Origin of the sequence: Alistipes shahii WAL 8301 (assembly GCF_025145845.1) — a bacterium.
Taxonomy (GTDB): domain Bacteria; phylum Bacteroidota; class Bacteroidia; order Bacteroidales; family Rikenellaceae; genus Alistipes; species Alistipes shahii.
Window position 1 is genome coordinate 1,723,310 of sequence record NZ_CP102253.1, and the last position, 23,712, is coordinate 1,747,021.

The 23,712-nt window shown below is 58.5% G+C and carries 17 protein-coding genes; 8 read left to right on the forward strand and 9 right to left on the reverse strand.

Annotated features, from left to right (window positions below; genetic code table 11):
• Window positions 1-36: 36 nt before the first annotated feature.
• Window positions 37-474, reverse strand: a complete 438-nt coding sequence (locus tag NQ492_RS07530; protein WP_044054256.1) for a 6-pyruvoyl trahydropterin synthase family protein — start codon at window positions 472-474, stop codon at window positions 37-39.
• A gap of 94 nt (window positions 475-568) precedes the next feature.
• Between NQ492_RS07530 and NQ492_RS07535 the strand changes: the two genes are divergently transcribed.
• Entirely contained in the window at window positions 569-1,447 is an 879-nt protein-coding gene (locus NQ492_RS07535) for an AraC family transcriptional regulator (protein ID WP_015546904.1), read from the forward strand.
• Between the two features lie 52 nt (window positions 1,448-1,499).
• Here NQ492_RS07535 and sppA read toward each other — a convergent pair whose 3' ends face one another.
• A complete protein-coding gene (gene sppA / locus NQ492_RS07540) occupies window positions 1,500-3,266 on the reverse strand; it encodes a signal peptide peptidase SppA (protein WP_015546903.1) in 1,767 nt (588 codons plus the stop codon).
• Window positions 3,267-3,521: 255 nt separating this feature from the next.
• Between sppA and NQ492_RS07545 the strand changes: the two genes are divergently transcribed.
• From NQ492_RS07545 to NQ492_RS07565, 5 genes are all read left to right on the forward strand, one after another.
• A complete protein-coding gene (locus tag NQ492_RS07545) occupies window positions 3,522-4,574 on the forward strand; it encodes an Mrp/NBP35 family ATP-binding protein (protein ID WP_149886873.1) in 1,053 nt (350 codons plus the stop codon).
• Window positions 4,575-4,963: 389 nt separating this feature from the next.
• Complete coding sequence (nadA, locus tag NQ492_RS07550; protein WP_015546901.1) at window positions 4,964-5,905, forward strand: quinolinate synthase NadA; 942 nt, start codon at window positions 4,964-4,966, stop codon at window positions 5,903-5,905.
• A gap of 39 nt (window positions 5,906-5,944) precedes the next feature.
• Entirely contained in the window at window positions 5,945-8,041 is a 2,097-nt protein-coding gene (locus NQ492_RS07555; RefSeq protein WP_015546900.1) for a S46 family peptidase, read from the forward strand.
• 154 nt (window positions 8,042-8,195) lie between these two features.
• Window positions 8,196-10,238, forward strand: a complete 2,043-nt coding sequence (gene metG / locus NQ492_RS07560) for a methionine--tRNA ligase (protein WP_015546899.1) — start codon at window positions 8,196-8,198, stop codon at window positions 10,236-10,238.
• Between the two features lie 46 nt (window positions 10,239-10,284).
• Window positions 10,285-11,298: a branched-chain amino acid aminotransferase gene (locus NQ492_RS07565; protein ID WP_044054252.1), complete on the forward strand. Its 1,014-nt coding sequence runs from the start codon at window positions 10,285-10,287 to the stop codon at window positions 11,296-11,298.
• A 119-nt stretch (window positions 11,299-11,417) separates the two neighbouring features.
• On the opposite strand, the gene mnmG is transcribed toward NQ492_RS07565, so the two are convergent.
• The 6 genes from mnmG to pheS all read right to left on the reverse strand — a co-directional run bounded on the left by mnmG (window position 11,418) and on the right by pheS (window position 18,870).
• Entirely contained in the window at window positions 11,418-13,439 is a 2,022-nt protein-coding gene (gene mnmG / locus NQ492_RS07570) for a tRNA uridine-5-carboxymethylaminomethyl(34) synthesis enzyme MnmG (protein ID WP_015546898.1), read from the reverse strand.
• Window positions 13,436-14,368 (reverse strand): hypothetical protein, encoded by a 933-nt coding sequence (locus NQ492_RS07575; protein ID WP_015546897.1) that lies wholly within the window; start codon window positions 14,366-14,368, stop codon window positions 13,436-13,438. Before NQ492_RS07575 ends, mnmG begins: the two co-directional genes overlap by 4 nt.
• 5 nt (window positions 14,369-14,373) lie before the next feature.
• Window positions 14,374-14,811, reverse strand: a complete 438-nt coding sequence (ybeY, locus tag NQ492_RS07580; protein ID WP_015546896.1) for an rRNA maturation RNase YbeY — start codon at window positions 14,809-14,811, stop codon at window positions 14,374-14,376.
• 84 nt (window positions 14,812-14,895) lie between these two features.
• Window positions 14,896-16,017 carry a murein hydrolase activator EnvC family protein gene (locus NQ492_RS07585; protein ID WP_015546895.1) on the reverse strand — a complete coding sequence of 374 codons (1,122 nt, stop codon included), beginning with the start codon at window positions 16,015-16,017 and terminating at the stop codon, window positions 14,896-14,898.
• 7 nt (window positions 16,018-16,024) lie between these two features.
• Entirely contained in the window at window positions 16,025-17,830 is a 1,806-nt protein-coding gene (locus tag NQ492_RS07590; protein ID WP_015546894.1) for a tetratricopeptide repeat protein, read from the reverse strand.
• A gap of 14 nt (window positions 17,831-17,844) precedes the next feature.
• Window positions 17,845-18,870 (reverse strand): phenylalanine--tRNA ligase subunit alpha, encoded by a 1,026-nt coding sequence (pheS, locus tag NQ492_RS07595; protein ID WP_015546893.1) that lies wholly within the window; start codon window positions 18,868-18,870, stop codon window positions 17,845-17,847.
• 76 nt (window positions 18,871-18,946) lie between these two features.
• On the opposite strand from pheS, the gene NQ492_RS07600 reads away from it, so the two are divergent.
• Window positions 18,947-21,244, forward strand: a complete 2,298-nt coding sequence (locus NQ492_RS07600; RefSeq protein WP_044054250.1) for a patatin-like phospholipase family protein — start codon at window positions 18,947-18,949, stop codon at window positions 21,242-21,244.
• A 67-nt stretch (window positions 21,245-21,311) separates the two neighbouring features.
• Here the strand turns inward: NQ492_RS07600 and NQ492_RS07605 are convergent, their stop codons facing one another.
• Window positions 21,312-22,250, reverse strand: a complete 939-nt coding sequence (locus tag NQ492_RS07605) for a glycoside hydrolase family 43 protein (RefSeq protein ID WP_044054248.1) — start codon at window positions 22,248-22,250, stop codon at window positions 21,312-21,314.
• A 252-nt stretch (window positions 22,251-22,502) separates the two neighbouring features.
• Between NQ492_RS07605 and NQ492_RS07610 the strand changes: the two genes are divergently transcribed.
• A complete protein-coding gene (locus tag NQ492_RS07610; protein ID WP_015546891.1) occupies window positions 22,503-23,597 on the forward strand; it encodes a glycoside hydrolase family 43 protein in 1,095 nt (364 codons plus the stop codon).
• Window positions 23,598-23,712: the final 115 nt, after the last annotated feature.

Sequence of the window (23,712 nt, forward strand, 5' to 3'; positions counted from 1 at the left end):
ACAAACCCGCCGCATCCGGAATCCCTGCCTGTCTTCTTACATATTGTCCTCGGCGAACCACTCGGCGAACGATGTCGCCGTCTCGTGCAGACGCAGCGAGTGGAGCGCGACGCCTTCGGGAAGGCGCGCGGCGATGCGGGCGGCGAAATCGCCGAGCATGTTCTCGCACGTCGGCTGGTAGCCCACCGTAACCACATTGCCGAAGCGTTCGGCGAGCACGCGGAAAAATTCCTCCCCGGATTCCGAGGCGCGCAGCACCAGCGCATGGTCGAAACGCGAGACGATCTCCTCGCTGACGATCCGTTTCAGTACGCCGAAATCCAGCACCATGCCGCATTTCGGGTTGGACGCATCTTCGGCCGGAGTACCCTTAACCGTTACAAACAGACGGTAGGAGTGCCCGTGAATCTCGCGGCACGGACCGTCGTATCCGTCGAGCGCATGAGCCGCCTCGAACGAAAATTCTTTAGTCAATCTGATAACTGCCATATTGCAAAGATAATGTAAAGCGCAAAATATTCACCCCGATCGGACGTTTCTCTTTAAAATTAGTTATATTTGCCCGACTATGAAGCAGATTCTCGCCGATATTACTCCTGTGGGCAGCAACAATTTATTCGTGACCCACTACTGGCCCGACAAGCAGACCGATCCTCCGCTCCATTACCACGAAGATTACATGCTCTGCCTGACGCTCCACGTGCGCGGCCAGCGCATCATGGACGACGCGGTCGAAGATTTCACCGAAAAGGACCTCGTGCTCATCAATCCCGGAACCCCGCACCGTTTCAAGCGCGACGCGGCGTATGCCGACGCCAAGTGCGAAACCGCCACGGTCATGTTCAGCCGCGAGATGCCCGACTGGAAGTTCCTCTCGCTCGAACACATGCGTCCCATCCGCGAAATGCTGCTCCGCCCTGCGGCCGGACTGCGATTCGCCCCGAAAACGATCGACACCGTGCTCGAACGGATGATATCGCTGCCCAAACTCGACGGCTTCGAAGCCGTCTCGCTCTTTTTCAGCATCCTCAACGACCTTGCCACAGCGCCGCCCGACGAGGTGCAGCAGATCGGTTCGCGTCACGACGGTTCCTACCAGGACGACCGGGTGCGCCGAATCGTCCGGTTCGTGGAGGAGAACTATTCCCGCAAACTCTCGCTGGAGGAGATCGGCCGTTCGGTGGACATGTCCCCGTCGTCGGTGTGCCGCTACTTCAAACGCCGCACGCACCAGAACCTGTGGGAATACATCAACAGCTTCCGCATCAACCGGGCCGCGCAGCTCACCGTCGAGACGCAGCTCCCCATTTCGGAAATAGGCCCCCGCTGCGGATTCACCAACGTCTCGAATTTCAACCATCTGTTCCGCGCCCACCTCGGAACCACGCCCAGCGACTACCGCAGCCGGTTCAAAACCTCGCCGCTCACGCCGGATACGACGAACTGAAAAGAGGCGCCCCCTTCATCCGGAGACGCCTCTTTTTCACGATACGTGCGGATCAACGCACTTCGACCTTCCAGGGCGAGTACATCAGGACGCCCTGCTGGTTCAGGGCCTCGCGCACGGTGTTGTACTCTTTCATCATCAGTCCCAGTTCCGAACGGGCGAAAGCCTCGCGGACGCTCACGTTCAGCGACGCGATGATCGCAGCGAAACCCGTCGGCTCCTCCTTCACTTCGACGACCCGGTAGCCGTCGCCCAGTTCCGCCTTGTCTACGGCCAGCGCAATGGCCGTTTTCAATCCGCCGTAGGTGTCGATCAGGCCGACTTCCAGCGCATCCTTACCCAACCAGACACGGCCGCCGGCGATGTCGAGCACCTTCCCGATCGGAAGATTGCGCCCCTCGGCCACATGGTTGGTGAAGGTGGTGTAAACCCGGTCGACACCGCGCATGATCATCGCCCGCTGCAAGGGCGTCAGCGGCGACGTGGCCGCGAAATCGGCCGAAGCGTTGCTCTTCACGCCGTCGACGGTGATGCCCAGTTTGTTTTTCAGGGCGTCGCGCGTATCGAGGAACATGCCGAACACGCCGATCGAACCCGTGAGGGTCATCTTGTCGGCCACGATCGCATCGGCAGGGCAGGAGATGTAATAACCGCCGCTGGCTGCATAGGAGCCCATCGACACGATGACGGGTTTCTCGGCACGCAGCAGTTCGATCTCGCGCCAGATGACGTCCGATGCCAGCGCGCTTCCACCGGGGGAGTTGACGCGCAGCACGACGGCCTTCACCTTCTCGTTGTCGCGCACGCCGGCGATCTTCGCAGCCAGCGTATTGCCGTAAATCTCCTTGCCGTACCCCTCGCCGTCGACGATCTGACCGTCGGCATAGACGACGGCCACCTGGTCGGCGGAGATGTTTTTCAGGTCGGCGCCCACCTGCGCGGCGTAGTCGCCCAGCGTGACGAAGTCGTAATCGTCGGAAACGCCCAGTTCGGCAAAGACATCCTCCATCTGGTCCTCGTAGATCAGACTGTCGACAAGCCCTTTTTCAAGCGCCTCGTCGGGAAGCGCCACCTCCAGTCTGTCGGCCATTTCGTTCAGCGTCTTCAGTTCGATGCCGCGCGCCTCGGCGACGCTTTCGGCGATGACGCCCCACATCGAGCTGACGAGCTGCTGCATCTGTTCGCGGTTGGCGTCGGACATCTTGTCATAGATATAAGGTTCGACGGCGCTCTTGTATTTGCAGGCCGTGGGGCGGAACACTTCGGCCTTGAGGTCGAGTTTGTCCAGCAGCCCCTTGTAGAACATCAGGTTCATCGACAGTCCGGCCCACTCCATCATGCCCTCGGGCTGCATGTAGATCTTGTCGGCGACCGAAGCCAGGTAATAGCCGCCCTGCGAATAGGTTTCGTTGTAGGCGACGATGAATTTGCCGCTCTGCTTGAACTCCACGAGCGCCTCGCGCAGCTCCTCCAGGATCGCCGAACCGGTTACGCCCCCCGTGCCGTTCATCCGCAGGTAGATGCCCTTGATGCGGTCGTCGTCACGCGCGGCTTCGAGGGCGCGGAGCGCCTTCAGGAGCGGAAGCTGCCGCTGGGTCTGGAGCGTCATCAGGTCGAGACCCGCCAGCGGATCGGACGACGGGGCGTCGGTCAGCACCTCCGAGAAGTCGATCTTCAGGATCGACTCGGGATGCACCGCCACACTTTTCTCCATCGAGCCGGCAATGCCCAGCAAAATGAAAATCCAAAGGAAAAACACCAGGAACGTCCCCACGACGACCGCGAGAAGCCCTGCCAGAAAAGTCTTGATAAAATTCATAGTTCGCTCTATTTTATTGTTGTCTTCTTCCGTATGTTGTCGCAAATATAGCGATTTTATACGAAAAACAAATAAAATTTATCGTTTTTCGATAAAATAATTAGACATACTATATATATTCTCCAAAATATACGTTATCTTTGGTGGCGTAACGACACTTTTATCTGCCGGAGCGTTTTACCGAACCCCATGCGATTCGGTTTTAAGCCCGTTCCGCTTTTTCATATTTTTGCCGAAAAGAAACTGAATACGACAATGGAAGAAAAAATCAAACGCCTGCTCGCATCGGTCGTCCACCCGGAAACCGGACAGGACATCGTTTCGAGCGGATTTATCGAACATACAGCGTCCGCCGAAGGCAAAGTCACCGTCGTGCTGCGCTTCGCCAAGGCCCGCGACCCGTTCGCCGTGAAGATCAAGAACCAGGCCGAATCGCTTTTGCGCGAGGCGTTTCCGGGCGCGGAGGTGCTCGTCGTGATCAAGGAGGGCGGGGCGGCTCCGCGTCCCGAACCCAAATTGAAGACCACCACGGGCGGCATCGCCAGGGTAATCGCCGTCGCCTCGGGCAAGGGTGGGGTAGGCAAGTCCACCGTCACGGCCAACCTGGCCATCGCCCTGCGGAACATGGGTTTCCGCGTCGGCGTCCTCGATGCGGACATCTACGGACCGTCGCAGCCCAAAATGTTCGGCGTGGAAGGGTACGTGCCCGAAGCCGTCGCCGAGGACGGGGTGGACCACATCGTCCCGGCCGAATCAATGGACGTAAAGCTCATGTCGATCGGCTTCTTCATCAAACCCACCGATGCGCTGCTGTGGCGCGGCGCAATGGCTGTCAGCGCCCTCAAACAGATGATCCACCAGACCCGGTGGGGGACGCTGGACTTCCTGCTCACGGACCTCCCTCCCGGCACGGGCGACGTGCATCTGTCGATCATTGGCGAACTGAAAATCGACGCCGCGGTGATTGTCTCGACGCCGCAGCAGATCGCCGTGGCCGACGTCGTGCGCGGCGTGGAGATGTTCCGCAACGAAAACGTCAACATCCCCGTGGCGGGCATCGTCGAGAACATGGCGTGGTTCACGCCCGCCGAACTGCCCGAAAACCGCTACTACATCTTCGGCCGCGGCGGGGCACGCGCATACGCCGAAAAAAACGGGGTGGAGTTCCTGGGAGAAATACCTATCATCCAGTCGATTATGGACGGAGCAGACGCAGGGACGCCGGCGGCGGGAATTGATTTCCGCGTCGAGGAACACTACCGCGGGATCGCCGAAAAGATTGTCGGCAAAGTGATGAAAAACGGTTGACAACTTGTCGAAAACCGCGTTGATAACCGATGAAAAAGAATGAAAAGTCGACGCTGAAAAATTTGCTTTTCGAAAAAGAGAACGGGTATAAAAATCTTTTCGCCGAAACCAAAAATAGTTTTAAGAAGTTGTCATACCCGGAAAAGGGATGAAACCGGAAGAGAATGTTTAAAACAAAAGGCTATCGATATGTCGACAAACTGTTTCAACAATTGTCGATTGTTTTTATATTCTTTTGATTTTGAATCAATTAAAATTTAAAATAAGAAACAATAAAAATAAAAAGTGTTGATTGGAAAATAACACTTCCACTTGTCAACAGTATCAACAGCTATTATATCTATTCTTCTTTTTATTATTTAAATTAATTAAAGGAATAAAAATAAAAAATGAACGTGGAAAACTCCTCCGAGCTCAGCCGCCGCATCGGGGATCTCAAGCGCGAGAAAAACGCCGTGATCCTGGCGCACTACTATACGACGCCCGAGGTGCAGGCCGTCGCCGATTTTCTGGGCGACTCGCTCGCCCTCTCCGTCCGGGCGCAGTCGGTCGACGCCGACATCATCCTCTTCGCCGGAGTGCACTTCATGGCCGAGACCGCCAAGGTCCTCTGCCCCGAAAAGAAGGTGCTGATCCCCTGTCCCGAGGCGGGGTGCTCGCTGGCCGAGTCGTGCGACGCCGGGGAATTCGCGGCTTTCAAGGCAAAATACCCCGGTCACACGGTCGTCTCCTATGTGAACACCACGGTCGGCGTGAAGGCGCTGACCGACATCTGTTGCACGTCGTCCAACGCGCTGAAGGTAGTGGAGTCGATTCCCGCCGACCAGCCCGTGATTTTCGCTCCCGACCGTAATCTGGGTTCCTATATCCAGAAGCTCACCGGGCGTCGGAACATGGTGCTGTGGGACGGAGCGTGCCACGTCCACGAGGAGTTTTCGCTCGAAAAACTGCTGACGCTCAAACGGGAGCATCCGGCGGCGAAGGTCGTCGTGCACCCCGAGTGCCGGGCCTATATCGTCGAAGTGGCCGACTATGTGGGTTCCACGGCGGGGATACTCGAATATTGCGGCCGGAGCGACGCGCAGGAGTTCATCGTGGTGACCGAGGCGGGAATCCTCGCCGAGATGAAGAGGCGTTATCCGGAAAAAGAGTTCATCCCGGCGCCTCCCGACGACGAGACGTGCGGATGCAACGACTGCAAGTATATGAAGATGGTGACGCTGGAGAACATCTGCGCGTGCCTTGAGAACGAATCGCCCGAGATCGTGCTCGACGACGAGGTGCGCCGGGCGGCGGAGCGGTCCATTCTGAATATGATCAATGTCAAATAATCTGAAGCGATTACATACGATTAATCTTTAATGCACTTTATGAAGAAAATCTTTTTACTGCTCGCCGCAGCGTGCGTCACGCTCTCGGCGGCGGCGGACGAGGGCATGTGGATGCTGCCCTATCTCCAGAAAATGAACAGCAAGGACATGAAGGCCCGCGGATGCAAACTCTCGGCCGAGGAGATTTACAGCATGAACAACTCTTCGCTCAAGGACGCCATCGTCATTTTCGGCGGCGGATGCACGGGTGAGATCGTTTCGCCCGACGGACTGCTGTTCACCAATCACCACTGCGGTTACGGGTCGATCCAGTCGCTTTCGTCCGTGGAGCACGACTACCTCAAAAACGGTTTCTGGGCCATGTCGCGCGCCGAAGAGCTGCCGGCTCCGGGACTCAAGGTGCGCTTTATCCGCCGGATCGTCGATGTGACGCCGGACGTGCTGGGCGCCGTGCCCGACATCGCCGGCGGCGGGGAGCGGGAAGAGCTGGTCGCCGGACAGGTGAAGGCCGTTTCGGAACGCCTCGCCGGGGAGAACCCCGGTATGGATGTCGAGATCAAGTCCTTTTTCGGGGGCAACCAGTATTTCGCCTTCGTGATCGAGGTCTTCAGGGACGTCCGCCTGGTCGGTGCGCCTCCCACGTCGATCGGCAAGTTCGGCGGCGACACCGACAATTGGATGTGGCCGCGTCATACGGGCGATTTCTCGGTCTTTCGCGTCTATGCCGGACCGGACAACAGGCCGGCGGATTATTCGCCCGAAAACCGCCCTTACAAGGCTGAAAAGTTCCTGAAGATTTCGCTCGGCGGTTACGACGAGGGGGATTTCGCGATGATCATGGGTTTCCCGGGGTCGACGCAGCGTTACATGACCTCCTACGAGATCGACCGTCTGCTCGAAGTGGAAAACCCGCAGCGCATCTTCATCCGCGGCGAGCGGCAGGCCATTCTGAAGGAGGACATGGCCGCCAGCGCCAAGGTCCGCATTCAGTACGCTTCGAAGTACGCCCAGTCGTCGAACTACTGGAAGAACTCGATCGGCAAGTCGCGCGGTATCCGCCGGCTCGACGTGAAGGGCCGCAAGCAGGAGCAGGAGGCGGCTTTCACCGCCTGGGCGGCGAAGAACACGCTGCCTACGGAAGGTTATTCGAACGCTCTGAACCTGATCCGCGAATCGGTGGAGGAGACGGCCCCCTATTTCGCTTCGAGCCAGTACTTGAGCGAGGCGATAGGCCGTTCGGTGGAGATTCTCGCACCGGCGCGCCTGGCCGTTTCGAAGAAGGGCGGGGAGCTGACCGAGGCGCTGAAAGCGTTCTACAAGGACTACAACATGCCGACCGACCGGCGCGTGGCGAAGCGGATGTTCCGGATCGTCGGGGAGAACTGCAAGGAGCTGCCTTCGGTGTTCGCCGAGGTGATCGGCAAGCGGTTCGGCGGCGATACGGACGCCTATGTGGATTATCTCTACGACAATTCGGTGTTCGCCGACGAGCGGAAGGCGCTGGCTGCGGCCGCCGCCGGAACGGACGTTTCGAACGATCCCGCCGTGCTGCTGAACAAATCCTATACGGCGAAAATGCGGGAACTGGCGGCGGCGCAGCTGGCTGGGAAGTGGAAGTTCGCCGACGGACAGCGGCTCTACATTGCGGGGCTGATGCGCATGCAGCCGAACAAGGCCTGGGCTTCGGACGCCAATTTCACGCTCCGTCTGACCTATGGGCGCGTGCTGCCCTACGATCCGGCGGACGGCATTCACTATAACTACTATACGACGCTCAAGGGCGTGATGGAGAAGGAGAATCCGCAGAATCCCACCGAATTCACCGTTCCCGCCCGCCTCAAGGAGTTGTATGCGGCGAAGGATTTCGGCCGTTACGCCAACGAACGGGGAGAGCTTCCCGTGGCGTTCCTGGCCGACTGCGACATCACGGGCGGCAACTCCGGTTCCCCGGTGCTGAATGCCAAAGGAGCGCTGTTGGGACTGGCCTTCGACGGTAACTGGGAGGCCATGTCGGGCGATGTGGCGTTCGAACCCGAATTGCAGCGGACGATTGCCGTGGACGTGCGTTACGTGCTGTTTGTCATCGACAAATTCGCCGGAGCCGGATGGCTGCTCGACGAATTGCAGTTCGAATAAAGGCCGGATTTTCCGGTGAGATCGAGAAGGCGTGCCCGGTGGGTGCGCCTTCTTTTCTTTAAACCTTTCACAAAATATGTGCTTTTCGTTCCCGATTCTCTTAAAAATTAGTAATTTTGACAGAAATTAGTAATACTGTATCTATTTTACATTTATGGCAAAAGAGTTCAAACGCTACCTCGTGACATCGGCGCTCCCTTATGCGAACGGTCCGGTACATATCGGCCATCTGGCTGGAGTTTACATACCTTCGGACATTTATACGCGTTACCTGCGGCTTCGGGGGCGCGACGTGATTTCGGTCTGCGGATCGGACGAACACGGCGTACCCATCACGATCAAGGCCCGCAAGGAGGGCGTGACGCCCCAGCAGATCGTGGACCGTTACCACGCGCTGATCAAAAAATCGTTCGAGGGGCTGGGCATGTCGTTCGACATCTATTCGAGGACCTCGTCCAAGACCCACGCCGAGACGGCGTCGGCCTTTTTCCGGAAACTTTACGACGAAGGCAAGTTCATCGAAAAGACATCAATGCAGTATTACGACGAGGAGGCGCAGACCTTCCTGGCCGACCGGTATATCGTGGGGACCTGTCCCAAGTGCGGCAACGACCGCGCTTACGGCGACCAGTGCGAGAAGTGCGGCTCTACCCTTTCGCCCGACGAACTGATCGACCCGCACAGCGCCGTGTCGGGTTCCGTACCCGTGAAGCGGGAGACGAAACACTGGTACCTGCCGCTGGACCGTTACGAGGAATTCCTCCGCGAATGGATTCTGGACGGGCACAAGGAGTGGAAAACGAACGTCTACGGGCAGTGCAAGAGCTGGCTCGACGGAGGTCTTCAGCCGCGTGCCGTGAGCCGCGACCTCGACTGGGGCATCCCGGTTCCCGTCGAGGGGGCCGAGGGCAAGGTGCTCTATGTGTGGTTCGACGCTCCTATCGGTTATATATCTGCTACAAAGGACCTTACGCCCGATTGGGAACGTTATTGGAAGTCGGAGGACACCAAGATGGTCCACTTTATCGGCAAGGATAACATCGTCTTCCACTGCATTGTCTTCCCGTCGATGCTCAAGGCCCACGGCGACTATATCCTGCCCGAAAACGTGCCGGCCAACGAGTTCCTGAACCTCGAAGGTGACAAGATTTCGACCTCGCGCAACTGGGCTGTATGGCTGCACGAGTACCTCGAGGAGTTCCCCGGCAAGGAGGATGTCCTGCGCTATGTGCTCTGCGCCAATGCTCCGGAGACAAAGGACAATGACTTCACGTGGAAGGATTTCCAGGCCCGCAACAACAACGAACTGGTGGCTGTGCTGGGAAATTTCGTCAACCGGGCCTTGGTGCTGACCCAGAAATACTACGGCGGCAAGGTTCCGGCCTGCGGTGAACTGACCGATTACGATCGTCAGTCGATCGCGGAGGTTGCCGCCGTAAAGGCTTCGCTCGAAGGAAATATCGAAAATTACCGTTTCCGCGAGGCGCTGAAGGATGCCATGAACATCGCGCGCATCGGCAACAAATACCTGGCCGACACCGAACCGTGGAAGGTCGTGAAGACCGATTCGGCGCGTGTGGAGACGATTCTCAACATCGCTTTGCAGATCACGGCCAACACGGCCATCGCCATCGAGCCGTTCATGCCCTTCTCCGCGGAGAAGATCCTCCGGATGCTGGCTGTCGGTAAATTCGGCTGGGAACGCCTCGGTGCAATGGACCTGATTCCGGCGGGACACGCCATCGGGGAACCTGCTCTGCTGTTCGAAAAGATCGAGGACGACGTGATTCAGCGTCAGCTGGATAAACTTGCGGCGACCAAAGCAGCCAATGAAGCCGCTGAAGTTGCTCAAAATATTGAACCTCAAAAAGATACGATTCAATTCGACGATTTTCAGAAAATGGATATTCGCGTTTCGACGATTCTGGCGGCCGAAAAAGTCGCCAAAACGAAGAAATTGCTGAAACTGACGATTGATACGGGTATCGACAAACGCGAGATAGTTTCGGGAATCGCCGAACATTTCACGCCCGAAGAGTTAGTCGGACAGCAGGTGCTCGTCCTGGTGAATCTCGCTCCGCGCGAACTGAAAGGTATTCTTTCGAACGGTATGATTCTGATGGCGGAGGACGCTTCCGGAAAACTGCGCCTGCTGCAACCCGGCGAGGCGACCCACAACGGGGCTGTTGTGGGTTGATCGTTGATATAGCTAATTTTCGATAAATCTTTTAAAAACATAGGATATGGAAAATACAGATTGGAGCGCTTTGGGCTTCGACTATCGCAAAACCGATTACAATGTTCGCTACTCCTTTGCCGACGGGAAATGGAGCGATATGGTGGTTACCGATGACGAATATATCCAGATGCACATGTCGGCTTCATGCCTGCACTACGGCATCGAACTTTTCGAGGGTCTCAAGGCCTTCCGCGGTGTAGACGGAAAAGTGCGTCTTTTCCGCGTTGCCGACAATGCGCGGCGTCTCCAGTCCTCGGCGAAACGCTTGTGCTTGCCGGTTCCTTCGATTGAAATGATCGTCGATGCCTGCATCGAGGTCGTCAAGCGCAACGAGCGTTTCGTTCCTCCCTACGGTACGGGAGCTTCGCTCTATCTGCGTCCGGTGATGTTCGGAACGACGGTCGGATTGGGCGTGAAACCGGCCAGGGAAGCCCTGCTGATCGTCTACTGTTCGCCCGTCGGAGCCTATTTTAAATCGGGAATCAAACCGATTCGGGTTGCTATCGACCGGGAGCAGGACCGCGCTGCTCCACGTGGAACAGGCGATGTGAAGGTCGGAGGCAACTATGCGGCCAGCCTGTTGTCGGGCGAAAAGGGACATGAAATGGGTTATTCGAATATCATGTACCTCGATGCTGCCGAGCATAAATACATTGAAGAGTGCGGAGCTGCCAATTTCTTCGGTATCAAGGATGGCAAGTATATCACGCCGAAGTCGCCTTCGGTTTTGCCGTCGATTACCAATATGAGCCTTCGTCAGATTGCACGCGATATGGGTTTAGTTGTCGAGGAGCGTCATATTCCGGTCGAGGAGTTGGAATCTTTCGAGGAGTGCGGCGCCTGCGGAACGGCAGCGGTTATCTCCCCTATCGGATATATTTACGATATGCAGACCGAAAAATCGTATGATTACGGCGACGAGGTAGGAAAGAACTGCATGGAACTCTATACGCGCTTGCAGGATATTCAGTATGGTCGTGCGGAGGATAAATACGACTGGTGTACGGTTGTGCTGTAAAATAGCGAAATATTGATATTAAAAAGCCACTCCCGAAGGAGTGGCTTTTTAATATTGGTTGTTTTGTGTGGGTATCCGGTGTGTTTTTCTTGCGCTTGTTCCACGTGGAACATTATACCCTATCGCCCGAATTTTACAAGCAATACATTGACGTCGGCAGGTGAAACTCCGGGAATCCGTGATGCCTGACCAATCGTTTCGGGTCGGATGCGCGAGAGTTTCTGCCGGGCCTCGATGGTCAGAGCATTCATTGAATGAAAATCGAAATTTTCCGGAATTCGGATGTTTTCGAGGCGTCGCAATTTCTCTGCGATGAATTTTTCGCGTTCGATATATCCTTTATACTTGATTTGGATTTCCGTCTCTTCGATCGCTTCGGGAGTTATTTCGTTTGCCGCGATGAATTTCCGCAGTTTGGGCAGTGCGTTTTGCAGCGAATCGAATGTGACGTTATTGCGCATCAGAATGTCGTAAAGCTTTCTTCCCTGCGATAAAGGCTCTGAATCGACCGATTTTAAATAGTCGTTAATTTCGGCTGCTTTGACACTCTGTTCGCGGGCGAATGAAATAAGCGATTCTACGAGTGTGTTTTTTTTGGTGAAATGATCGTATTGTTTTTGCGAAATCAGACCTATTTTGTATCCCAGCGGAGTCAAACGGATGTCGGCGTTGTCCTGTCGGAGCAGAATGCGATATTCGGCCCGGGAGGTGAACATGCGATAGGGTTCGTCGACGCCTTTGGTCACCAGGTCGTCGATCAGTACGCCGATATAGGCTTCGTCGCGTTTCAGAACGACCGGACTCTCCCCTTTCATTGCTCGGTGGGCATTGATGCCCGCTATCAGGCCCTGCGCCGCCGCTTCCTCATATCCTGTCGTACCGTTGACCTGCCCGGCGAAGTAAAGACCCGAAACCAGTTTCGTTTCGAGTGAATGGTGCAACTGTGTAGGCGGAAAATAGTCGTATTCGATGGCGTATCCGGGCCGGAAAATGTGCAGATCCTCGAATCCGCGGATTTTGTGCAGGGCTTTCCATTGAACTTCCCAGGGCAGAGACGACGAAAAGCCGTTCAGGTAATATTCATTGGTCGAACTGCCTTCGGGTTCCAGGAAGAGCTGGTGCTGGTCTTTGTCGGCAAAGGTGCGGAGTTTGTCCTCGATCGACGGGCAGTAGCGCGGACCGATGCCGCAGATCGTACCGTTGAACAGCGGCGACCTGTCGAATCCGGTGCGGAGGATGTCGTGAACCTCTTTCGAAGTGTAGACCAGAAAGCAGGGAAGCTGCTCTTTGATCGGTTTCGTTTCGGGTGAAAAGGAGAATTTGGCGGGGTTTTCGTCGCCGTATTGTGGTTCGAGGATTTCGAAATCGATGGTCCGGGCGTCGAGGCGCGCCGGGGTTCCGGTCTTCATGCGTCCGGTCTCGAAACCGATGGCCCGGAGACTCTCCGTAATGCCGTGCGAAGCGGCGTCCCCCGCCCTGCCGCCCTCGGCGTGCGAGGCTCCGCAGTGCATCACTCCTCTGAGGAATGTGCCGGAGGTGAGTATGACTTTCCGGCAGGAAAATTCGACGCCCATGCGGGTCCGAACGCCCCGGATGGCGAGTTTTCCGGCGGCCGACGGTGCATTTCGGAGTGTCGGATCTGAATCTGCATCCGATTCGGCTGCCGAAGAAATCGTGCCGGGCGCGGAATTGAACGACGTTGTGGTTTCGTCGGGCAGATTGTCCGACGGCGCCGCGTTTGTTTCCGGAGCCGGGGCGAACAGCAGTTCGGTCGCGGCGTCCTGCCAGATATAGAGGTTCCAGGTGTTTTCGAGCGTGCGACGCCACTCCTCCGAAAAACGGGTTTTGTCGCATTGCGCCCGGGGACTCCACATTGCCGCACCCTTCGACCGGTTGAGCATCCGGAACTGAATGGTCGTGAGGTCGGTGATACGGCCCATTTGGCCGCCTAATGCGTCTATCTCTCTGACAATCTGACCTTTGGCTACTCCTCCGACTGCCGGGTTGCACGACATGGCAGCCAGTTTGGCCATGTCCATCGTGAGCAGCAGCGTGCGCGAGCCGAGCCGTGCGGCGGCCGAGGCGGCTTCGCATCCGGCGTGTCCTCCGCCGATGACGATAATGTCGTAATCGAGTGTCATTCGTTATTCGTTTTGTCTGTTTTCGGATCTGTCTCCCGGAGTGGTACGGCTCCGGAAATCAACGCTTCGAAGTCGGTTTCGTTCCACTCCACCTCGCTCTCGTCGGGCAGTTCCAGCGAGTGAAAGTCGATCATATCCATCTCAAGTCCTGTTTCAAAGGGAACATAAAGCGACTGAAACCGTTCTGTTTTCCGGTCATTGCTGAAGGCGAACACAGCCATCCTGCACACGGTGTCCACAAGGTATATGTCCACCCGGTCGATGCCGGCGTCTCCGGCCGTTGTCCGGAGGCGGTAATGCGTCGGGGCGATGCGTTCCGCCGCGCTGATGCGTGAGGGCCGCGGGCCGTCCATTGTCTGACGGACGAAAAGCGAATCCGAAATCCACACCGGATAGGGATTGAAACAGTTTACGTAGTAGCTCCCCCGGAAAGAGCGGACCGGCGTCCAGCTGTGCGGAAGTCCGGCCAGCGCCGCATGGTGTGCAAGCGGCCCGGGACGGCGTTTCTTGAGCGTGTGCAGCAGGTCGGTGAAATCCTTCCATGCCGACTCGTTCTGCGGTGAAAGGCTTGCAAAATTGGGAATGTCGTTCGGCTGCGGACCTTTTCGGATAAAGACCTTATAGCGGTTCGTATCGCTGCCGATAAGGTACTCGTGGACGAAGAGAAATGTCGTGTCGTTCTCCGCGAAGGGTCCCCACCGTTTGCTGCTGCCGTCGCGGCCGGTCCAGGTACGGGATGCGGCGAGCGAAGACCTCTCCCCTGCCGGCGTCTCCTTTCCTGTCAGCTCCGGCGTGGAAACTGCGGTTTCGGACGTGCCGTCGCCGGCGGAAGCCTTGTCTGCGGCGTCTCCGGCCGTGCGGCGGCCCGTACATCCGGCCAGCAGGAGAGCCGCGAGGACGGTCGCTGCGATAAATCGGGCGTGTTTCATCGCGGTCACTGCCGGGGGTCCTCCCAGAATTTCAGGTATTTGTCCTCCTTTCGGTGCATCTGTGCATTGGTGCGGGGCGTTTTGTCGCCCTGCCCGCAGAGGTGCAGTATCCCGTGGACCACTACCCTGCGCATCTCCTGCAAGGTCGTCGCGCCGTACTGGCGGGCGTTGTCGGCAACGGTCTCGACGTCGATGAAGATGTCGCCCGAGACGATCCGTGCGCCTTTGCGGTCGCTGTAATCGAACGTGATGACGTCGGTGAAGTAATCGTGCCCGAGGTATTGGCGGTTCATCTCCAGCAGCCGCTGCGCCGAGCAGAAAATATAGGTGACGTCGCCCAGCGCGTAGCCCTCCCCTGCGGCCACTTCGTGCAGCCATCGTGCCGTGAGGCGCTTTTGCGGGAGTCGGTAGGTGCAGTCGTCGGTAAAGTATCTGACAGCCATTTTTTTTCGTTGTTGTTATGTCGTTGTCCGTCCCGGGGCGGACGGCGTGCCGGCCACCGCACGGAACCGCATGAAACGGCGGTTTTATTTTCGGAAACACTCCTCCGCCCGCATCTTCTGTCCGGGGTTGGGCGGGTAGATGCCGAAGACGAGTTTGTATTCGGTTTCCATCGTCATCACGTTGACCGCCGAGCCGATGGTCCCTATCTGTGCGTTTCTTGCCACTTTCTGGCCCTTTTCGACGCAGATCGTCCCCATGTTGGCATAGGAGGTTATGTATTCGCCGTGAGCGACGTAAACGTCGTATTTATTGGTGATGCGGTTGCGCTTCACGTCGACGACCTTGCCGTCGTAGATCGAGATGACGTGCGCTCCCTTCGGACCGGTGATCTCGGCCATGTTCTCCTTGTAGCGCTTCACGCGTCCGGCAGTCACCGGGAGACGCAGCCCGGAGGTTTTCGCCGAGAACGAGGCGCCCTCGGTGTTGCCCTTGGTCAGCTTGCGCAGTTCGCCGATGGCCACGTCGAGCTGCTGCTCCTGTGCGATTTTGCGTTGCAGGGCCGTCTTTTCCTTCTGCGACATCGACCGGATGCTGGCCTTGGCGTTGCGGGCGTCGCGCTGGAGTTTCTCGCGCTGCGCCGAGAGGCTGCGCGTCACCGAGTCGAGCGACCGCTTGCGGCGGTCGAGCGTCTCCTTTTCGGTGCGGACCTCGGCGGTCAGCGCCTCGATGTCGCGCAGTTTGCGTTCGCGCAGCGAGGCGACCTCGCGCAGGGCGGTGATCTTGCGCGCCACGTCCGTGAAGTCGCGCGAGGAGAAGATATAGGTCAGGTAGTTGTTGTGCTTGTAGTTGCGGTAGGCTTCGCGTACCATTTCGCCGTACTGCGCGCGGTCGCGTTCGAGCTTTGCCGAAAGGTTCCCGGCCACGCTGTCCGTGCGGGCGATCTCTCCGCGCAGGAGGCGCGCCTGCTTTTCGGTCTCGTCGAGCAGCTGGTTGCGCGAATCAATCTGGCGCGCCAGGCGGCGCACCCGTTCCTCGGTGGCCGTGCGGCCCTTCTGGATCTTCGAAATCTCCTGCTCTTCGGTGGCGATCCGCTTTTCGAGGGCCGCGATGACCCGTTTCTGCTCCTCGATGCGGCGGTCGGTCTGTGCGGCGGCGGTGAGGGTGAAGAGCAGGAACGCAAGGGTCAGGATGCGGAGCGGTCTCATGGCAGGGCTATTCTTTGGGTTCGGGCTTTTTGACGGCGGGTTGTTTCAGCCGCTGTTCGATCTGCCGGGCGTCGTAACCCTTTTCAAGCGCCCTCCGCCAGTAGATTTCAGCCATGAACTGCTCGCCCAGGAGGTGCAGGATGTCACCGTAGTGAACCATCAGTTCGGGGCTTTTCTGTCCGTCGAGCGCCACGGCTTTTTGCAGAATCTTCCTGGCTTCGTCCGTGCGTCCCAGCTTGAAGAGCACCCAGCCGTGTGTGTCGAGGTAGGTGGGGTTGTTGTCGGTGAGCGCCACGACGCGGCTCGACATGGTGAGCGCCCGTTCCAGATCGCGCTCCTCGAGCGAGAGAAAATAGGCGTAGTTGTTGAGCACCATTGTGTTGTCGGGCCAGTAGCGCAGACTTCGCTCATAGGCCTTGTAGCACTCTTTCATGGCTTTGCGGGCAATGCCCTTTTTGCCGAGCAGACCCATTTGCAGGGGCAGGCGTTCCTCCAGGTTCGGTTCTCCGGCCTCGGCCTTCTGATGCCAGGCGTCGCCGATCATGCCCCAGATCACGCTGCGCAGCGAATCCGTGTCGGCATGGCGCAACGCCCCCTTGTAGGCGCCGATGGCTTTGACGTACTGCTTCGAGTTGCTCATCACATGCCCTTTGGAGAGGTGGAAATCGACCTTCGCGGGGAACAGCTCCAGGGCGCGGGTGACGTATTTGTCGACCGAGTCGGGGTGCTGGAGGTAGCTTTCGATGTCGATCACCGCCCGGAAATACTCCTCCGCGGGAGGCTGGTCGGCGAGGTGGCTCTTGTAGAGCGCGAGGGCCTGCTCCAGTTCGCCCGAAGCGATCAGGTGGCCGGCGTAAAGCTCCACGACGCGCTTGTCGTCGGGATAGCGGATGGCCAGCGTCGAGGCCAGGTCGTTCAGCTGGAAGTAATATTCGCGGTAGAAGCGCGTGTCGGAGGTGAACTGCCCGAAGCGTTTGATCTTGGTTTCGAGCGGCAGTTCGTCGGATTGGAACAACTGCCGCGTGACGGCCAGCAGCGCCCGGTAATCCTGCTGTCCGGCGTGAAAATCGGCCAGCGCCATCAGCGTCTGTACGTTCGTGGAGTCGATCTGCAACGCGCGGTCGTATTCGGCGCGGGCCAGCGAATCCTTCTTGGCGATGGCGTAGAGGTCGCCGAGGATCACGTGGTGCTGCGCCTCATAGGGGGCGGCTTCGACCATCGCCCGGGCTTCGACCACGGCTTTGTCGATCTGGTTCGTCGCCACCAGCAGACGCCGTTTCATGGCGCTCAACACGGGAATGCGTCCGAAGCGCAGTTCGGCCGAATCGAGTGTCACGAGGGCCATGACGGGACTTTGCTTCTGCTCGTAGAGGGCCGCCAGAATGCGGTAGTTGTCGGGGTCTTTCGGGTTTTCCGTTTGCAGGCGGCGGTAGACCTTCAGCGCCTCGTCGTAACGCCCGGCGTAGATGAGCGCCTGTCCGTAGAACTGGTGATACCACTTGTTCGTCGTGTCGAGCCGGAAAGCCTTCCGGGCCAGTTCCACGGCCTCGTCGGGCATGGCGTACATGCCGTTCGCCGCGAGTTCGTAGTAGGCCGGGGCGTAGGTCGAGTCGTTGCGGATCGCCTCGAGGAACAGCTCCCGGGCGCGCACCGAGTCTCCGGCGATGGCATTCTGCTTGACGCCTTCGGTGTAGAGCCATACGCTGCGCAGCGAATCGGGGTATTCGGGCGCCGCCGAGGGACCCTTTCCCGTGACGAACGCCGCGGAGAAGAGCAGAAGGCAGAGGACCGTTGTCGCTGTGAGGCGTTTCATGGGCGTCAGGGGGTTTAGAGCGCTTCGTCGAACTGGTGGAGGAACCGCACGTCGTTTTCGAAATAGAGACGCAGGTCCTTCACGCCGTACTTGAGCATGGCGATGCGTTCAATACCCATGCCGAAGGCGAATCCGGAATATTTCTCGGGGTCGATATTATTGGCTTTCAATACGTTCGGGTCCACCATGCCGCAACCCATGATTTCGAGCCATCCCGTGCCCTTGCAGACGTTGCAGCCCTTGCCGCCGCAGAGGTTGCACGACACGTCGACCTCGGCCGACGGTTCGGTGAAGGGAAAGTACGACGGGCGCATGCGGATCACGGCCTGCTCGCCGAAGACCTCCTTGGCGAAGTAGAGCAACGACTGCTTCATGTCGGCGAACGAGACGCCCTCGTCGATGTAAAGTCCTTCGATCTGATGGAAGATGCAGTGCGCGCGGTACGAAATGGCCTCGTTGCGGAACACACGGCCCGGGCAGATGACGCGGATGGGCGGTTTCTGACGCTCCATCGTGCGGACCTGGATCGACGAGGTGTGCGTGCGCAGCAGGATGTCGGGGTCCTTCTCGATGAAGAACGTGTCCTGCATGTCGCGTGCCGGGTGCTCGGGCGGGAAGTTCAGGGCCGAGAAGACGTGCCAGTCGTCCTCGATCTCGGGTCCGTCGGCCACGGTGTAGCCCAGCCGCGAAAAGACCTCGACGATCTGGTTTTTCACCAGCGAGATCGGGTGGCGCGAACCGAGGTGCTCGGCCGTGCCGGGGCGCGTCAGGTCGCCCGACGACGAGGCCTCGTCGGCCGCGGCGTTCTGCAACTGCTCGCGCAGCGCGTTGATGCGCTCCGTGGCCTCGTTTTTGAGACGGTTCAACTGCTGGCCCAGTTCGCGTTTCAGTTCGGGGGCTACCGTCTTGAACTCCTCCATCAGGGCGGTCAACTCGCCTTTCTTGCCGAGAATCCGGATGCGGAACTCCTCGATTTCGGCGGCGGCTTTCGGCTTAAACTCCTCGACACGTCGCAGGAGTTCATTGATTTTGTCAGTCATATTTTGATCGTGTTTCTTTTTTGTCTACTTTTGAACGACATCGTAGTAACGTGCAAAGTTATAAAAAAATTGAGATATGTTGCGTAAAATCGGCTCATTTGTCGGGATGCTGCTGCTGGCGGCGCTCCCTGCTGCGGCCCAGAAGGTAGGGGTCGTGATGAGCGGCGGCGGCGCGAAGGGGCTTTACCACATCGGCGTCCTGGAGGCGCTCGAAGAGAACGGCGTGCCGATCGACTATGTGGCCGGGACCTCGATGGGTTCGATCATCGCCGCGATGTACGCCGCAGGATATTCCCCGGCCGAAATGCGTGCGATCGTCAACTCGGGGGTGGTCAAGGAGTGGGTCTCGGGGCGCATCGACCCCAACAAATACATGGCCTATTACCGGCAGGTGGGGAGCAATCCCGCGTTTTTGAGCCTGCGCATCGACGTCGAGAGTCCCTCCGGGAAGCGGCTGCGCGTACCCCGGAACCTGATCTCCTCGACGCAGATCGACATGGCCCTCACGGAGCTGTTCGCTCCGGCGACGGCCGCTGCGGACGGTGATTTCGACCGCCTGATGGTTCCGTTCCTCTGCGTGGCCAGCGACCTGAACCACCGCGGGCCGGTGGTCCTGCGCGAGGGGGATTTGAGCGAGGCGGTCCGCTCGTCGATGTCCATTCCGCTGGTGTTCAAGCCGATGGTGAAAGACTCGATGCTGCTCTACGACGGCGGCATCTACGACAACTTCCCGTGGAAACCCCTCGACGAAGATTTCCGGCCCGATCTGATCGTCGGCTCGATCTGCACCGAGGGCAACACCCCGCCCAGCGAGGAGAGCAACATCATGGACCAGGCTTTCATGCTGGCCATGCACGATACCGACTACACGCTGCCCGAGGAGCGCAGCGTCACGATCCGCCGCGCCGTGGGGGTCAACATGCTCGATTTCGACCAGGCCGAGGCGATTATGAACGCAGGTTATGAGGACGCCGTGGCGGCCATGCCGCAGCTGTTGGAGAAAGTCGCCGAACGCCGCGACTCGGCCTACTACGCCGGGCGTCGCGAGGCGTTCCGTGCCAAGTGTCCGCCGCTGGTCTTCGACGACTACAAACTCGAAGGGCTGAAGCGCGCCCAGCGGGAGTATATCCGCGATTTCGTGCAGGTGGACCGCCGCACGCCGGGCATTCAGCGGCCGATGGGCTTCGAGGAGCTGAAAGACAATCTCTTCGAGGTGCTTGCCGGCGGCGATTTCACGATGGACTTCCCCACCGTGCGCTACGACTCCGTCCGGGAACGTTATTCGTTCGAGGCCAAGTTCGGCACGCGGCCCAATTTCAAGATCATCCTCGGGGGAAACATCTCCTCGACGGCCTTCAACCAGGCCTATATCGGCATCAATTACAAGAACATCGGCCGCGTCGCGCAGCAGTTGGGCGCAGACCTCTACCTGGGGCCGATCTACACCTGGGGAGCGATCGGGGGCCGGACGGATTTCTACGCGTGGAAGCCGATATTCCTCGACTATTCCTACAATTTCGCGGTCCGGAATTTCCGCCACGGCTATTTCGGCAACGTCACCAAGGTCCGCAACGCCCAGCAGGTCAAGAACAGCGAGAGCTTCTTTTCGACGGGCGTGGGGATGCCGCTGACCCACCGCAGCCTCCTGACGCTGCGCGCCAACGCCGGACACATCAACTACCGCTACGATTCGGACGTGCTGTTCGCCGACGACACCGACCATTCGCGCTTCTCGTTCTTCGGCCTGCGGGCCGGGGTCGCCCGCAATACGCTCGACAAGTTCCTCTATCCCCGCCGCGGTTCCGAACTGCATCTCTCGGCCATCTATGTCGCCGGACGCGACAAATACCAGCCCTACGATGCGAAAGACTTCATTTCGCGCGAAACCCGACAGTGGATCGGAGGGCGTTTTTCGTGGGACAAGTTCTTCGATGTGCCGGGCGTCAGCTGGTTCTCGTTCGGTTTGAACGTCGATGCCGTGTGGACCAACCACCCGCGGTTCCGGACCGAATCCGCGACCCTGATGTCGATGCCCGACTATGCGCCCGTGCCGCATGCCCGGATGATCTACATGCCCGATTTCCGGGGCAAACGCTTTGCGGCGTGGGGCCTGATGCCGACCTTCGACCTGCTGCCCAACTGCTTCTTCCGGACGGGGTTCTACACCATGTTCCGTGAAAAACGGGACTTCAACCCCCTGAAGAATCCCGACGAGCGCTGGCATTATATCGCCGAGGCGTCGCTGGTCTACCACACGCCGATCGGTCCCGTGAGCCTCGCGCTGACGAAATACGACCTGAAAAACTGGCGCAACATGTACCTGACCTTCAATTTCGGGTATGCGATTTTCGCCCCGAAAGGGACGTTCTATTGATCGCGAGGCCGATCCCATCCTCCTGTAAAAACGATGCCCGGATGCACACGCTGCATCCGGGCATCGTTCATTCAGCGATCAGGGCCGGCGAGTATCCGGGGTCGATCTCCATCCGGCAGCCGCCCTCGACGGGGCGGAAACGCACGTCGGTGATATACATTTCCCGCGGATGGATCGCGCCTTTGCTTTTGTGGGCATGGAAAACGATCTTCAGGTTGCCCGCCTTGTCCCGGAACAGGGCGCTGTGCCCGACGCCGACCAGTTCGCCGGGATTCTGCAACAGCGGATTGCGGTCGTATTTGGTCCAGGGGCCCAGCGGCGAGTCGGCCGTGGCGCAGCCGATGCCGTAGAAGGGACTTTCGTAGCTGTTGGCCGAATAGGTCATGTAGTAAGTGCCGTTCCGCCGGATCACGAAGCAGCCTTCGTTGACGCGGGGCCAGACCTTTTCCCACTCCTGCGAAACATGGATGCAGGGGCGCATCGTCTCTTTTTTCAGCGTCGTGCAGTCGTCTTCCAGCTCGACGACCCAGATATTCAGCCCGTCGTTGAACCGGTCGAAATACATGTACGCCCGGCCGTCGTCGTCGATGAACAGCGTGTTGTCGATGCACTTTTCATCGGCGATCATCGGTTGCCGCTTCTCCTGTACGAAAGGACCCAGCGGCGAGTCGGAGGTGGCGACGCAGATGTGCTCTTCGGCCGTGAAATACATGTAGAATTTGTCATTCAGCCGATAGACCTCGGGCGCCCAGAACCATTTTTCGCCCCAGACATCCGTGCGGTGCAGGGCCAGTCCGTCGCGGGCGTTGCCTTTGGCCCTCTCCCACGTGGAGAGGTCGCGGGATGTCCACACCTCGATGCCGCTTCCGGCGCCTGTGCCATAGGCGTAATACACCCCGTCGTAAAGCAGGATGAAAGGATCGGCCAGGGGCACTTTCCGGAGGTTTTGCGCCGCACAGCAGGCGATGGCGAACAACGTCGCGATTAATGGAAGCAATCGTTTCATAGGTCGTAAGATTTAAGGTTGGGACCGGGGATGAGGGCCGCGGACGAACGGGCTTCGGAGTCTCCGGACCCTGCAAAGATAGGTGTCCGGCCCGGCGCAAAATGGAAAAATATTTCCATAATGTATAACTCTTTGATCAATTGCGGCCCATCGGGTGGCGGCATGGCTGAAAAAAAACTAAAACGAATAATTTTGTCGGAGTACGCGCCAAATGGCATTTTACGACGGATTCAAACCATTCAAATAACCTGTATGAAAAAACTGCTCATCTTCTTCCTGCCGGCGATCCTGCTCGGATGCGACTCGCCTGCATATCGTAATCCGCTCGACGTTGCGTTCGGCGACCCGTTCATCCTCCACGCCGCTGACGGAAAATTCTATATGTACGGAACGAGCGGCGACATCCGGGGTTTTCGCGTCTGCGTCTCGGACGACCTCGTTACCTGGCAGAAGGGCGATGTCGTCTACGACGGCAATGCCTCGGCATGGGGAACCGACTGCTTCTGGGCGCCCGAAGTGTATGAACGCGACGGCCGCTATTACCTGTTTTTCAGTGCCAACTGGCGGCATAACCCGAACGGCGACCTCGAAACGTTCCGTATCGGGGTGGCGGTTGCCGATTCGCCGTCGGGTCCCTTTTCCGACCTGTATGACCGTCCGGTGTTCGATCCCGGCTATCCGGTGATCGACGCCAACGTATTGTGGGACGATGACGGCCGGGTGTATCTCTATTATTCGCGCTGCTGTTACAAGCATCCCGTCGAAAGCGAGCTTTCGGTGTGGGCGCGCGACAAGGGGCTTTTCGACGAGATCGAGGAGAGTTGGGTGTACGGTGTGGAGATGAAGCCCGATTTCAGCGGCGTCATCGGCGAGCCGGTCGCTCTGCTGACGCCCCCGCAGTCTGCCTCCGACCCGCAAACCGGGTGGGAGAGCCGTTCGGTCACCGCCGGAGAGGTCAACCGGCGCTGGACCGAGGGGTCGTACGCCTTCAAGGAAAACGGGACCTATTACATGATGTATTCCGCCAATTTCTACGGCGGGCAGCATTATGCGGTGGGCTATGCTACGGCCGGTTCGCCGCTGGGTCCCTTCGTGAAATCGTCGGACAATCCGGTCCTCGAGAAGAATGCGGACAAGGGCGGCGAGGTCACGGGAACGGGGCACAATATGGTTCTGAAGCTTCCCGGCGGCGGGATGTACTGCGTCTACCACGGCCGGACGGCCCCGACGGGCGATGCGCGCATGGTCTTCATCGACCCGATGGAGGTGACCGAAGACGGTCGTCTGAAGGTCTTCGGCCCGACCACCTCGCCCCAGCCCGTACCCGTGTGGACAAAGGGCCTGTGAGGGGGCGGCTTTCCTGCGAATCGGCGGGGCGTCCCGTTCTCCGGGTGACTGCGGCCTGATACGGACAGAGCTGTAACTTTTCAGGTTACAGCTCTGTCCTTTAATGGGAGCGGGG

Bases quoted from the DNA above. Each gene is read 5' to 3' on its own strand.
- NQ492_RS07555 (WP_015546900.1), top strand. From the start codon at position 5,945: ATGAAGAAAATCTTTTTACTGCTCGCCGCAGCGTGCGTCACGCTCTCG.
- metG (WP_015546899.1), top strand. From the start codon at position 8,196: ATGGCAAAAGAGTTCAAACGCTACCTCGTGACATCGGCGCTCCCTTAT.
- sppA (WP_015546903.1), bottom strand. From the start codon at position 3,266: ATGAATTTTATCAAGACTTTTCTGGCAGGGCTTCTCGCGGTCGTCGTG.
- NQ492_RS07545 (WP_149886873.1), top strand. From the start codon at position 3,522: ATGGAAGAAAAAATCAAACGCCTGCTCGCATCGGTCGTCCACCCGGAA.
- NQ492_RS07535 (WP_015546904.1), top strand. From the start codon at position 569: ATGAAGCAGATTCTCGCCGATATTACTCCTGTGGGCAGCAACAATTTA.
- NQ492_RS07605 (WP_044054248.1), bottom strand. From the start codon at position 22,250: ATGAAACGATTGCTTCCATTAATCGCGACGTTGTTCGCCATCGCCTGC.
- mnmG (WP_015546898.1), bottom strand. From the start codon at position 13,439: ATGACACTCGATTACGACATTATCGTCATCGGCGGAGGACACGCCGGA.
- NQ492_RS07610 (WP_015546891.1), top strand. From the start codon at position 22,503: ATGAAAAAACTGCTCATCTTCTTCCTGCCGGCGATCCTGCTCGGATGC.
- NQ492_RS07575 (WP_015546897.1), bottom strand. From the start codon at position 14,368: ATGAAACACGCCCGATTTATCGCAGCGACCGTCCTCGCGGCTCTCCTG.
- ybeY (WP_015546896.1), bottom strand. From the start codon at position 14,811: ATGGCTGTCAGATACTTTACCGACGACTGCACCTACCGACTCCCGCAA.
- NQ492_RS07590 (WP_015546894.1), bottom strand. From the start codon at position 17,830: ATGAAACGCCTCACAGCGACAACGGTCCTCTGCCTTCTGCTCTTCTCC.
- NQ492_RS07600 (WP_044054250.1), top strand. From the start codon at position 18,947: ATGTTGCGTAAAATCGGCTCATTTGTCGGGATGCTGCTGCTGGCGGCG.
- NQ492_RS07585 (WP_015546895.1), bottom strand. From the start codon at position 16,017: ATGAGACCGCTCCGCATCCTGACCCTTGCGTTCCTGCTCTTCACCCTC.
- NQ492_RS07565 (WP_044054252.1), top strand. From the start codon at position 10,285: ATGGAAAATACAGATTGGAGCGCTTTGGGCTTCGACTATCGCAAAACC.
- pheS (WP_015546893.1), bottom strand. From the start codon at position 18,870: ATGACTGACAAAATCAATGAACTCCTGCGACGTGTCGAGGAGTTTAAG.
- nadA (WP_015546901.1), top strand. From the start codon at position 4,964: ATGAACGTGGAAAACTCCTCCGAGCTCAGCCGCCGCATCGGGGATCTC.